We start from the raw sequence: 12,649 nt of genomic DNA, 5'->3' as shown, positions 1-12,649 counted from the left end.
CTCTGTTATTGCTGCTTTCAGCGCAGCTATTACCACCATGCTTCAAACATGGCACCCAAGGTCATGATGTCTTCATCGCTGCTGGTTTCGTTCTCTTCACCACCGATGGTCGCGTAGAAGCGCAGCATTGGACGCGCGCCTGAACCACTATTAATTGCGATGTTCTGCGAGGCAGTCAGCTTCCAGGCGCTGTTTGTCGCATCGGCATCGTAGTAGTCGATCAGGTCATAACCGGCTTCAAGCCAGGTAGAGTTCACGTCATCCCACTGGAACATCGGGCGGACAATGCCGTTGTAGTTCGCACGGGTGTTGCTGTCGTCGTTGTCATCGTTGCGGTTGTGGTAGGCGAGCAGATAATCCACAGCGAATTTCTCGTTAATGGTATTACCGCCCTCATAGCTGACATAGATGTTGGTGGTGTCTTCCTTCAGGCCATCGCTCCAAGAATAGAGCACGGTGTTGTCAGAGTTAACCGAATAACGCAGCGTGAAGGTGCCAAAATCCACTTTGACCTGTGAGCCCAGCTGAAATGCGTTGAATGTATCTGTCACAACTTCTTCATTCTGGAAACCGTAGTTGGCGTACAGATCTACCATGGCCGGGCCTGCTTCAATACCGGCCAGTTTGGTAGTGACGGCATAGTAGCCGCTGTCGCCGCGACCATCCGCCTCACCCACAACCGCCATATCCAGGTTGAGATCACCCAGTTGCATGTTCTGGAAACCCGCACCCTGGCCATCGTGGGTCATCCAGGCGTAGTCGTTCAAGCCCTGCTGTGGGCGCTGGTTGAAGTTACGGCCACCCCAGACTGTCATGTTGGGTTGGGTTTCAAAGATGTTGGTGCCACTGGCGTAAAACTTCTTAATGTGGAACGTGTTGTCGTCTACCCAGTCTTCAGCCATGACGGCTAACTGCCATTTGGCGCCTGCGTCATTGGTGAAGAATTTGTTGAACTGAATTTCACCGCCGTAGGCTTCATTCCCTAAGCGGCCCATTGAGCTGCTGCCGTTATAGGCACCGTCGGGGCTAACAAAGGTGCTGTCGCCACCCTCATAGGCCATTCCGTAGCGGCCATAGCCGGTAAATGAAAAATCATCATCAGCGGTGACTAAGCCAGATGCGGCAGCACTGATCATGGCGATGGAAAGGGGGAGTACTTTTATTGTTTTCATATCGGTTCCTGTTGCTCGTTGATTGTTTTTGTTGTCGAGATCGTAAGTGACCTGAATAACAGGTGCGCAATCGCGCGAAAGATTCAAAATCACAGTTCCAGTGTAGATATACTGAATAAATTAACAAGCGTAAAAATTAAAAAAATTATAACTAGGTGTCTAATTTTAGTGGCTTGTAGGTGTTTTTCGTATTCTTAATTAGAACATGTAACTGATTACAGTGTTTTTGGGGTTTTATATTACAAGCAGGAATAAAAAATGCCGCTAAAAAGCGGCATTCTGGTTTCAGTGATCAGCAGTGTTGGACGATCATCAGCAAAGGCTGTTAATGGCATCCTTTAGTTTCAGTGTTTCTTTATAGGCAGCTTCGGCAAAATCTGGCCCGTTGGAGGCGTATAAAATGCCACGTGATGAATTAATCATCAGGCCATTACCGTTTTTAAAGCTGCCGTTCCTGAGGGTGCCGGCCAGGTCGCCACCCTGAACGCCAATGCCCGGTACCAGGAAGGGTAAATCGGGCGCAGCAGCACGAATATCGGCCATTTCTTCCGGCGCGGTTGCGCCAACCACAAGGCTGACATTGCCGTTTTTATTCCATTCGGTCTGGGCTTTGCGGGCAACATGAATGTAAAGCGGCTCTCCGTCGATCAGCTGATTCTGGAACTCTGCCGCCGAAGGGTTGGATGTTCTGCAAAGAATAACCACGCCCTTGTTTTCGAACTCGGTGAACGGTAATACGGTATCGGAGCCCATGTAGGGGTTGATGGTTACGGCATCGGCACCGTATTGCTCAAAGGCTTCTTTGGCGTACATGGTTGCCGTAGAGCCAATATCGCCGCGCTTGGAGTCGAGAATGACCGGTACATCCGGGTAGTTGGCTTTAATGTGTTTGATCGTATCTTTAAGCGCGGCTTCGGCACCAATGGCTGCATAGTGCGCAAACTGCGGTTTAAAGCAGCATGCTAGGCTTGCGGTGGCGTCTATGATGGCGCGGTTGAATTCAAAGATATCGGTCATGCCGGCAGGAAAGCGTTCAGGGAATGGATCTAAACCCACGCAAACCTGAGTTTGCTGCGCCCATCGCTTGTGGATCATGCTGGTGAAATTCATCTGTTACACCTCAGTAGTTATTTTCTAGGCAATGCTTTTGGTATAAACCTTAGAGTTGCGCTGGAAGTTATAGAGTTTAATTCGGTCTTCCGGCAGTGCGCTGACATCGACACGTTTAAAGCCGCGTTCAACAAACCAGTGCTCGGTTTGGGTCGTAAGCGCATACAGCTGAGTAATGCCGGCTTTGCGGGCCTGTTTTTCTACCTCGACCAGCAATGCATCGCCACGGCCATTGTTCTGATAGTCAGAGTGCACGGCAACGCAGGCCAGCTCTGCCTGATTTTCGGAGAGTTTATGCACGGCGGCACAGCCAATGATCATTCCGTCGCGTTCATTGACGACAAAGGAATCGATCTGCGAGGCGATTTTTTCCGGATCACGCTTCACCAGAATCTGTTTGATTTCCAGCGGCTTCAGCAGTGCCAGAATACCCTGAATATCATTCAGATTTGCCCGGCGGAAGGTATCGTACTGGTCTCGTGGAATCAGAATGCCAACACCATCGCGTGTGAACAGCTCTGCCAGCAGTGTTCCGTCGACAGTGCCGTCGACAACGTGGCAGCGGGCAATCCCGGCGCGACTGACCTTGCTGGCTACGAGCAGCTCGAGGTAGGCCGGCTGGTCCGGTGCCGTGGTATGGATCAGTGCTTCCAGTGTGGATACATCCATTTCCTTCTGACCCTGACTGAATGTGAGCGGGTTGTCGCCAACAATAACCACCTTGTCCGCGAAGGTTTGCTTGGCAAGTTCAATCACTAACTGTTCCGGTGGCAGGTAGAGAATGTCTCCGGTGATTGAGTAACCCAGAGGCGGAATGAGCACCAGGTGTTTTTTATCGAGCTGCTCACGAATGGCGGCAACATCGATTCGGCGCACGCGTCCCTGAGCTTTCAGATCCTGCCCTTCAAATACGCCGGCCGGTCGTGCCATAACAAAGTTGCCGCTGATCACGCGCATCTTTGAGCCATGCATCGGCGAGTTGGCGATGCCCTGACTGAACAATGCCTCGAGCATGTAGCGGCGGCGGCCAATCTCTTCGGTCAGCTGTTTAAGCGTGTCATCGTCGATGATGTCCTGTGGATTCAGCCGCTGCTCAAAACAGTCTGCATCAAACAGTACAACCAGTTTCAGGCCAAGGCTGTTGAGCAAGGCCAAATCGCTGATCAGTGAGCGCAACCGTTCCTGACTTATAGCCTGATCCCGCAGCCAGATGACGGTGGTTTTTCCACGATAAGCATGAATGTAAGGCGCACTGTTACGAAAAAGACTGACGAAATCCATAGGTGCTTAGGCTTCCAGGAGTGAACGGTGGATCGGAGGCCGTGAGTGTAACGGTAAATGGAAAAATCAGCTAGCCAGAGCCCGTTTGGGCTCTGCTTTAATTGGCGGGTAGCGGCGTTAAAGCACCTTCGAAAAGCGCTTCGCGACCTCTGCATTGAAGTAGGCATCGAATGTCAGCAGAACGGGGCGCAACAGCAGTCTGCCCAGTGGCTGAACATGCACTTCGTCACCAGCCAGTTTCACCAGGTTATCGGCGACCAGCGTCTGCAGGCGTTGCCATTCGTCAGCGAAATACTCCCCGGCGTTTATGCCGAAGCGCTGCGAAAGCTCCGTGAACGATAAACGCCCCTGGCAGGCCAGTTGTAAAATAGCCCACTGACGGATCTTATCGTCTTCATTGAGGAATATTCCGCGCTTTATTGCCAACTGCATGTTATCGAGGAAGGATTCGTAAGGCTCGATCTCGCGGTGGTTCTGCAGATAGACGCCATCGATCTGGCTGATGCCGGAAACGCCCAGCGCCAGCATATCGACCTCGGCGTGGGTTGAGTAACCCTGGAAGTTGCGCTGCAGTGAGCCCTGTTCTAAAGCACGGGTCAGTTCATCACCGGGCTTGGCGAAGTGATCCATGCCGATATACACATAGCCGGACTGCTGCAGCAGAGCGATGCTGTCGCGCATAATGGCCAGCTTTTCATCGGCAGTAGGTACCGATGCCGGGTCAATTCTGCGCTGTGGCTTGAAGCGTTCCGGCAGGTGCGCATAGTTGTACAGGCTGATGCGGTCCGGGCTCAGCTGTAAGGTCTGCGCCCAGGTGCGGGCGAAGGATTCGCTGCTCTGATGGGGCAGGCCGCAGATCAGGTCGAAACTGATCGACTTGAAACCCAGCGCGCGGGCTTTATCAACCTTCTGCTGTACCAGCTCAAATGGCTGCACACGGTTGATGGCTATCTGGGTTTGTTCGTCGAAATCCTGCACGCCAAAGCTGATGCGATTGAAGCCGCGACGCTTTAGCAGGCAGAGCATCTCATCACTGGTTTCACGCGGGTCGAGCTCTATTGAAAACTCACCGGCGTGGACTTCCGGATCCCAGTCAAAGTAAATGCCCAGCAGGTCGAGCAGGCGTGACATCTGCTTCAAAGACAAAAAAGTGGGTGTTCCGCCGCCAAGGTGCAGCTGGGTAATCGGGCGATGGCCAAAGTTACGCGCATGCAGAACCATTTCCCGTTCGAGCATATCAATGTAGCTGTCAGGCCGGGTCCGGTCTTTGGTGGCTATTTTGTTGCAGCCGCAATAAAAGCAAACATGCTGGCAGAACGGAATGTGCACATACAAAGACAGCGGCGACTGGTTGCTGCGCTGGCTGTCTAAATGGCTCTGCACTTCTATAGCCTGCAGCCCGGTAAACTGCACGGCCGTTGGATAAGATGTATAGCGCGGGGCATTGATATCGTATTTGCGGATCAATGCGTCGTCCCATGGCACATACCACTTGCTCGGTTGTGTCATCTGTTTGAACTCTTCAGTAATGTGGCGGGAACTTTAACGAAGGCTGACTAATTGAACATGATTTATATCAAGGCGGCTACGCAAGCCGGCAGCCCATGAAAGTAAAGATTAGCTGTTAAATTTGACTCGTCAGAAATGAAAAAGGGGCCTGAAAGCCCCAATTCATGCGGGTTGGCTGAAAGCCTTAACCGCCGGTCTGGAAAAACTCACGAGAACCATATACGACCATAGTCTTACCCTTCACCGAGACCAGACCCTGTTCTTCCAGGCCTTTTAATACCCGGCCGACCATTTCACGGGAGCAGCCAACAATGCGGCCGATTTCCTGGCGGGTAATTTTAATCTGCATGCCGTCCGGGTGGGTCATGGCGTCTGGCTGTTTGCACAGGTCGAGCAGGGTGCGTGCTACACGTCCGGTCACATCCAGGAAGGCGAGGTCGCCAACTTTACGGGTGGTGTTACGCAGACGGGTCGCCATCTGTTCGCCAATAAAGTAGAGGATGCGGGCATCGTTTTGGGTGATTTCACGGAACTTGGAGTAAGAAATCTCAGCAACTTCACACTCTGTTTTGGTTTTGATCCACGCAGAGCGGGAGTTCAGTGAGTCGAACAAGCCCATTTCACCAAAGAAATCACCGGCATTGAGATACGCCATGATCATTTCGCGACCATCGTCTTCTTCAATGATGACCGAGACGGTGCCTTTCATAATGTAATAAAGTGAGTCGCTCTTATCGCCGGCATAAATCAGTGTGGTTTTTGAAGGGTAACGTCGCCGATGACATTGCGATAAAAAATAGTCTAAGTGTTTATGTTCTAATGTATGGTTGACCATAATTTATAAATTCCGTGTCTTATAGTGCGCGTAAATAAGATTTTTACGACTAATTGCCAGCTTTATCGTTTCATTATGCGGTATATAACCGGTTGAGGCTACGGGGAATGTTTTGTAGTTTGACGTGAGTCCCGTTTTAATGATGCGTTAGAACCGCTAAGTTATTCATTTTAGACTGGTTTTTTCAGAGATTTTTTACGTTTCGATCATTGATAAAATAATGGGCTAGCAGCGTTTTTGAAAGTTATTTTTATATTTATAAGTTGAGGTAAACAGGTGAAAGCAACGATTAATTGGGATTCCGGCAAGGCCTTCAGTTATACATCTAACAGTGGTTTTAAGGGTTTTGTAGATGGTGCAGCTAAGGACTCTGACGATGCCAAAGGCCCAAGCCCGATGGAGCTGGTGCTGGTCGGCCTGGGTGGCTGTACCTCCTATGATGTGGTCAGCATTCTGGAGAAATCCCGGCAGAAAGTGTTGGACTGCAAGACTGAGCTCAAGGCTGAACGGGCCGATTCAGTCCCGTCTGTTTTCACTAAAATTCATATTCATTTCATTGTCACTGGCGAAAATCTGAAAGAATCACAGGTGGCCAGGGCGGTGAGCCTTTCTGCAGAAAAATACTGCAGCGCCTCGTTGATGCTGGAGCGCGGTGGCGTGGAGATTACCCATAGCCATGAAATTATTGAGGCCACTGCCTGAATAAGCACGGGTGGCGTATGAACCACGGGCGAAAATGAAAGAAAGTTGCCCGTCATTTTAGATGCGACAGAGGTTGCTTTCTTTTTTCGCTTGAAACTGTAGACTCTGGTACGCTGGTAGCTCGCAAATGCCCATGTTAGAGGCGTTTTCGGGCATCAGCTATAATAACTTCTCCGCCAGGCGAGATATTGAAAACATCCGTCAGGCGAGAAAAATAAAAAACAAGGCTACAGGTTCGGCGTATACCATGTCTCAGGAAATTGAATTAAAACTATCAGTATCGGCAGCATCAGCAGACAGCTTTTTATCACTTCACCTGCTTTCCGGTTTCCAGGCCCAAACCTTTTCACTGGAAAATACCTATTACGACACCGAAGACTTTGCATTATCTCAGGCCGGTTGCGCGCTGCGCGTAAGAAAGGTTAATGATGGCTATGTACAGACCCTGAAAACCCGGGGTCAGAACGTCAGCGGCCTGCACCAGCGCGAAGAGTGGGAAATGCCCATTCACGGCTCAGAGCTGGATACCGCCCTGTTTCCGCAAGGGGCCCTGCCAGACACCATAAACCAGGATAAATTACAGCCGGCGTTTACAACTGATTTTCAGCGCACCTGCTGGAACATTACTCAGGGCAGCTCCGAAATTGAACTGGTTCTGGATTCCGGGCTGGTTAAGGCACAAGGCAAGCAAGATACCATTCTGGAGCTCGAGCTGGAGCTAAAGGCGGGTAATGTTGAAGATTTATTCACGCTGGCGCTGGAGATCAGCAAGCACATTCCGGTGATGCCATCCGACGTCAGCAAGGCCGAGCGAGGGTTCCGCTTGTGCGGACGACCGTTCACCAAGGCGCCCGAACTTCCCAAGATCGTCACTCAGCAGAGCATTGAAAGTGCTTTCTGTGCCTTGTTCGGTTATGAAATGGAACAGCTTAATTTGCACTGGCAGAGCTTCTGGCAAACACAGCAGTGGCGTCACCTGCAGTCGTTTCTGGTCACGCTGGGTAATATGGCAACCGAAATTGACTGGTTCAAGCGCATGATGCCGGAGGCCCAGAGCCAGATGGCGACCTCTCATATTCAGTGGATTGAGCAGCAGTTGTTGCCGATCCTCTCCTGGTGGCCGGCTTGTTTTGCGCTTTCCCGGGATGCTGAAAAAGAGTCGCAGGATATTGCCTACCGTTTGCAGCAATCTAAAGCCAAGAAAGCATTGAGTGCGTTGTATGCATTGCAGGATAACCCCGAACTGGGTTTCAGAATCTTAAGCCTGACAGCATGGCTGCACACTCAGGGCTGGCAACAGGGCCAGGACGATGAACACCGTCGCCTGAGTGCCCGTTCTATTACTGAGGGTATTGATTACTGCTTCGATAAGGCCCTTAACGAGCTTAATACAGAACGTTTTACCGGCAATGCCAGCTATGCGCTTTCGCAGTTTCCGGCCGTGCACCGGCTGTTGATGCTGTGTCAGTACTTTGATCGCCTCTATGGTAAAGAATTAGGTGATCTGCGCGCGCCATTGCAGGCATTGGAAGAGAACCTTTCCCGCCTGTCGGCCATCGAGGTTGTTACCCGTTTGAAAGACTGGCTCAATGAATTGCCAATGGAGCAGCAGGCCAGTATTTACAGCTGGACCCGTTCGCAAACGGTCTTGTTAAGAGATATTAAGCAGTTGGCCGAAAAACTCATTCAGGGCCGCTGTGCGTTACTTGGAGAACTTGTTTGAAACTGCTGCCCGGTAAACTGAGAACGGACGACCTTCTCATTCAACTGGAAAAAGACGGTCGTATTACTGAAAAGCAAATTTCCCATGCCCGCAGCCTGAACCGAACCGGCCATACCCATGCCATTTCACAGGTGGCGGCCTTTGAGCTCGACGATCAGTTGCACCCGGGCAAGAAGCTGACGGCTTCGGTGATTTGCCAGTGGATTGCCGATGGCCTGCACATGAAGCATGTGCAGATCGACCCGCTTAAGGTCGATGTTGAATCGCTGTCCAGCATTATGTCGTTTGAGTATGCCAAGCGCTATGGTTTGCTGCCGTTAAAGGTCACCGATGCCACCGTTCAGATAGCGGTGAGCGAACCCATGCTGACCGGCTGGGAAGATACCATTGAGCAGGTGACCCGGCGCACCATTGAAAAGGTGATCTCCTCACCGGAAGATATTGCACGCTTTGGCCTGGAGTTTTACTCGCTTTCGCGTTCTGTTTCCGGTGCCAGTGGCAAGGGTCGAAGCAGCAGCTCAGGTAATTTTGAGCAGCTGATTGAACTGGGCCGCCTGGGCAATCCGGACGCCAACGATGAACACATTGTTAATATCGTGGACTGGCTATTCCAGTATGCCTTTGAGCAGCGCGCCAGTGATATTCATATAGAGCCGCGCCGCGACTATGCCCATATCCGTTTTCGCATTGATGGCATTCTGCATACGGTTTATCAGATGCCGATTCAGGTCGGTCAGGCGGTGGTCAGCCGCATTAAAATTCTTGGCCGGATGAATATCGCCGAAAAGCGTAAACCACTCGATGGCCGGGTAAAAACCAAAACGCCGGAAGGTCAGGAAATTGAATTACGTCTGTCGACGCTGCCCACGGCCTTTGGCGAAAAGCTGGTCATGCGTATTTTTGACCCGGATGTACTGCTGAAGTCATTCGATGAGCTGGGTCTGGCCGATGAAGATCTGAAAAACTGGCATGAGATGATCCGCCAGCCGAACGGAATCATTCTGGTCACCGGGCCAACCGGCTCGGGAAAAACCACCACGCTTTATTCCACGCTGAAGAGCCTGGCAACCTCCGAGGTTAACGTCTGCACCATTGAAGACCCGATTGAAATGGTCGAGCCGGCCTTTAACCAAATGCAGATTCAGGCCAATATCGATCTGAATTTTGCCGATGGCGTGCGCGCACTGATGCGTCAGGACCCGGATATCATCATGATCGGTGAGATCCGTGACCTTGAGACCGCGCAAATGGCTATTCAGGCCGCGCTGACCGGGCACCTGGTGCTGTCAACGGTTCACACCAATGATGCGCCTTCGGCGATCACCCGTATGCTTGATTTGGGCGTGCCGGGTTATCTGATTAAATCGACTGTGCTGGGTGTAATGGCGCAGCGTCTGGTCAGGGTGCTGTGTCCACATTGCAAGAAGGCCGGTGAAGTGAGCGATTCCACCTGGCAGCAGCTGGTGAGGCCCTGGTCTGCGAAAAAACCGGCGACGGTTTATCAGCCAGAAGGGTGTCTTGAGTGTCGCAATACCGGTTATCTTGGCCGTTCGGGCGTCTATGAAAGCTTTATTGTGGATGACTCCCTGGCGGAGCTGATTCACGAAGGCTGCGACCCACAAACGCTGCGAAGAGAAGCTATCAAGAAGGGCATGCTGAGTTTGCGTTTATCCGGTGCCCGTAAAGTGGCGGCAGGCTTCACCACACCCGATGAAGTCCTTCGTGTTACCCCGGATGTTCGCTAGTGGGCCATTCGCAAAGTTAGGTAACGGTTCGCTTCGTAGTTCAGCGAATATCTTCGTTGAAAAACCTTGAAATAGCGCCACTATTCCTGCGTTTTTTCGCCTTGATCTTCACTGAACTACTGTGCACCTTAGTGACCGAACTTTACGCATAGCCCACTAGCCACTAGCCACTAGCCACCAGGGCATCAGAAGAAGTAGGAGTTATTCTGTTTCGCCCGGTGGGTTTCCCGATTCTGCAGTATCTCCGGTAGCGAAAGCTGCAGTGATTCTTTTAACGTCCGTGCGGATACCGGCTTTCGCAGAATATGCTTCACGCCCAGGTCATCGTCTTCCAGCTCTGCAGAGACGGCATCCGAGCCGGTCAGCATAATAATCACGATATCCCTGTTCAGTTCCGGGTCTTGCCGGACCCTGATCGCCATTTCTGAGCCTGTCATCGAAGGCATGTTTTGGTCGAGCACCAGCACATCGACCGGCTTATGCTTATGATACTCGTAGTGCAGATTCGCCAGTGCAGACTGAGCATTACTCATGGTGATGACGCTCATGCCCCAGTTCTGCGCCAGATGCTCAATAACCTTACAGCAGGTCATGTTGTCATCGACCACCATCAGCCGAATACCATTGAGGGCGTTTTCATCGGTGGAGGTGCGGCTGAAGCCTTTCGGCAGTGTCGACTGCAGCGGCATATCAACCCAGAAAGTTGTACCCATGCGCAATTCGCTGTTCATGGAGAGTTGTCCGCCGAGCAGGTTGACCAGGTACTTACAGATGGGCAGGCCCAGGTGGACATCTTTGGGGGTCTGGGCCATCGGGTTCTTATCGCTGGGCAGATCGAACAGCCTTTCCTGAGTGTCTTTAGCCATACCCGGGCCGGTATCAGAGATAGAAAAGCGGACTCGCTGCCCATGCCAGGGTTTTACCTGAATGATCACTTCGCCGTATTCGGTGTATTTCAGGCCATTGTCGAGCAGGATCGACAGGATCTGAGTAATAATCTTCACGTTACCTCGGTAACGCGACGGCAGCTCCGGCGCGATATCCAGCACCAGCTCGATATTTTTGCTGTGCGCAATCTTTGAGTAGGGCTGCACGATATCTTCGGCTAAGTCGTAGAGGTCGAACTCTTCTTCACCTTCCGGCAGCCGGTTCAGGCCAAGGTGGATCAGATTCTGCAATTGGTCGGCCTCGCGCAGCAATGAGAATCCGGCTGATTGCAGGGTATTCACGAATTCCTGCTGGTGAGCCGACAATGAGGTGTCCTGCAGCAGTTCAGTCATGCCCAGTACACCGTTGATTGGGCCGCGGATATCGTGGTTCAGCTTTCTCAGGATCGGCCACAGCGCGCCGCTGAAGTTGGGCTTATCGGCCGATGGCAGGGTGATATTTTGGCGGGCATACAGCCAGCTACTGAAGGCGACCAGAATATTGGCAGCAATTAACAGGCCCTGTATCACGATGAGATTGGCTTCCAGTGCAGAAATCAGCCCGATCAGTGTCAGCGTCAGGCCGGTGAAATGCCCGGCAAAAAGAATGTAGCCGGCAAGCATCAGGCGGTCACCGCTGCTTTCGGTGCGCCGTTCAAACCAGTGCAGGGCAAACAGCGCCCAGGAAGCCGGCACCAGCATTATTTGCAGTGGCAGCAGATATTTTGACAGCGGCGTGCACGACGCTACCACGGCCACGAGCAGTACCCAGGCGAACAGATTGATGGCATTCGCCGTCCAGCTGCTCTGACGTTTACGTTGAGCTATTAATATTTTTGCCAGACCGAACAGAGTCAAGAAGGTGCCGCAGTTGATTGCGATGGTTTCAATATGGGGGATGAATGAAATCAGCCAGCCGATGCTGCCATTCCAGCCAGAAAGGTTTAACAGGCTGCCGGTGATGACGGTTGTTGTCCACACCGAAGTGAGATCACGATAACGGTAGTAATTGATGGCGGCAAACAACGCAGCAAAAAACAGCGCACAGTTCAGTGGTATGTAAAGCAGGAACAGCATTCGGCTTTCGCTGAGAATCGTCAGCTCATCAACCAGGCGTACCTTCATGCTGGAGGTATGCAGTGGCGTGATTTTCAGGTACAGATCCTGGCTGCCCAGGCGGGCATCAAAAGGAATAACCAGATTACCAAACTGGTGAGGCCGCTCTGAAAAACTCAGCTGCTGGCCGGTAAGTTCAGACTGGTAGCCTGAGTTGTTCAGCCCCTGAAAATACAGCTCAGCACTCTCAATGAAGGGGGTTTCAATCTTCAGGTACAGACGCTGGTATTGGCCTGTAGGGTTGTTGATGTTGAAGGTGAACCAGGTTGAGCCAGGTGTGTTGCTGAAGCTGTAGACATCGCTGTGCACCGGCGAAAACTGCCGTGTCAGTGTTGGGCCGGTAATCTGAGCAATGGAATAATTTTGCTTACCGGTGTGCAGATAGCTGCTGAAAGGGGCAATGTTTTCGCTCAGAAAATCCTTGTTGAGCAGGATGGTGTCATAACTGAATGCCGATGAAAAAGTACTGAGTATCAGTACTAGCAGAATCCTTATCATGGTGTACAGCTATCCCGAATTAAGAGCTAAAC

Annotated in this window: 9 protein-coding genes; 3 read left to right on the top strand and 6 right to left on the bottom strand. The window is 51.6% G+C overall.

The annotated features are described in order from the left end of the window. Positions 1–29: 29 nt before the first annotated feature. From BCF53_RS08065 to crp, 5 genes are all read right to left on the bottom strand, one after another. Positions 30–1,172, bottom strand: a complete 1,143-nt coding sequence (locus BCF53_RS08065; protein WP_132701207.1) for a carbohydrate porin — start codon at positions 1,170–1,172, stop codon at positions 30–32. 312 nt (positions 1,173–1,484) lie between these two features. Further along, on the bottom strand, positions 1,485–2,282 hold the full coding sequence (pyrF, locus tag BCF53_RS08060) for an orotidine-5'-phosphate decarboxylase (protein WP_132701206.1): 798 nt from the start codon (positions 2,280–2,282) through the stop codon (positions 1,485–1,487). A gap of 24 nt (positions 2,283–2,306) precedes the next feature. Beyond that, entirely contained in the window at positions 2,307–3,563 is a 1,257-nt protein-coding gene (gene argA / locus BCF53_RS08055; protein WP_132701205.1) for an amino-acid N-acetyltransferase, read from the bottom strand. Between the two features lie 117 nt (positions 3,564–3,680). Further along, the gene (hemN, locus tag BCF53_RS08050; protein ID WP_132701204.1) at positions 3,681–5,072 is read right to left on the bottom strand and encodes an oxygen-independent coproporphyrinogen III oxidase; all 1,392 of its coding nucleotides are present in this window, start codon (positions 5,070–5,072) and stop codon (positions 3,681–3,683) included. A 184-nt stretch (positions 5,073–5,256) separates the two neighbouring features. Then, positions 5,257–5,907 carry a cAMP-activated global transcriptional regulator CRP gene (gene crp, locus BCF53_RS08045; protein WP_132701203.1) on the bottom strand — a complete coding sequence of 217 codons (651 nt, stop codon included), beginning with the start codon at positions 5,905–5,907 and terminating at the stop codon, positions 5,257–5,259. A 276-nt stretch (positions 5,908–6,183) separates the two neighbouring features. On the opposite strand from crp, the gene BCF53_RS08040 reads away from it, so the two are divergent. The 3 genes from BCF53_RS08040 (at position 6,184) to tfpB (ending at position 10,077) form a co-directional block, all read left to right on the top strand. Next, the gene (locus BCF53_RS08040; RefSeq protein ID WP_132701202.1) at positions 6,184–6,609 is read left to right on the top strand and encodes an OsmC family protein; all 426 of its coding nucleotides are present in this window, start codon (positions 6,184–6,186) and stop codon (positions 6,607–6,609) included. Between the two features lie 247 nt (positions 6,610–6,856). Further along, complete coding sequence (locus BCF53_RS08035; protein WP_165901850.1) at positions 6,857–8,332, top strand: CYTH domain-containing protein; 1,476 nt, start codon at positions 6,857–6,859, stop codon at positions 8,330–8,332. Continuing rightward, positions 8,329–10,077, top strand: coding sequence for a type IV pilus assembly ATPase TfpB (gene tfpB, locus BCF53_RS08030; protein ID WP_132701200.1), 1,749 nt, complete (start codon positions 8,329–8,331; stop codon positions 10,075–10,077). Before BCF53_RS08035 ends, tfpB begins: the two co-directional genes overlap by 4 nt. Positions 10,078–10,262: 185 nt before the next feature. On the opposite strand, the gene BCF53_RS08025 is transcribed toward tfpB, so the two are convergent. Next, on the bottom strand, positions 10,263–12,617 hold the full coding sequence (locus tag BCF53_RS08025; RefSeq protein ID WP_132701199.1) for a hybrid sensor histidine kinase/response regulator: 2,355 nt from the start codon (positions 12,615–12,617) through the stop codon (positions 10,263–10,265). Positions 12,618–12,649 lie beyond the last annotated feature (32 nt).

Origin of the sequence: Reinekea marinisedimentorum (assembly GCF_004341165.1) — a bacterium.
In the GTDB taxonomy this organism is placed as follows: domain Bacteria; phylum Pseudomonadota; class Gammaproteobacteria; order Pseudomonadales; family Natronospirillaceae; genus Reinekea; species Reinekea marinisedimentorum.
This window is presented reverse-complemented; position numbering and strand designations above follow the sequence as displayed.

What these genes read in the sequence shown, in the direction of transcription:
- BCF53_RS08065 (WP_132701207.1), bottom strand. Translation starts at nt 1,172, where the DNA reads ATGAAAACAATAAAAGTACTCCCCCTTTCCATCGCCATGATCAGTGCT.
- pyrF (WP_132701206.1), bottom strand. Translation starts at nt 2,282, where the DNA reads ATGAATTTCACCAGCATGATCCACAAGCGATGGGCGCAGCAAACTCAG.
- argA (WP_132701205.1), bottom strand. Translation starts at nt 3,563, where the DNA reads ATGGATTTCGTCAGTCTTTTTCGTAACAGTGCGCCTTACATTCATGCT.
- hemN (WP_132701204.1), bottom strand. Translation starts at nt 5,072, where the DNA reads ATGACACAACCGAGCAAGTGGTATGTGCCATGGGACGACGCATTGATC.
- crp (WP_132701203.1), bottom strand. Translation starts at nt 5,907, where the DNA reads ATGGTCAACCATACATTAGAACATAAACACTTAGACTATTTTTTATCG.
- BCF53_RS08035 (WP_165901850.1), top strand. Translation starts at nt 6,857, where the DNA reads ATGTCTCAGGAAATTGAATTAAAACTATCAGTATCGGCAGCATCAGCA.
- BCF53_RS08025 (WP_132701199.1), bottom strand. Translation starts at nt 12,617, where the DNA reads ATGATAAGGATTCTGCTAGTACTGATACTCAGTACTTTTTCATCGGCA.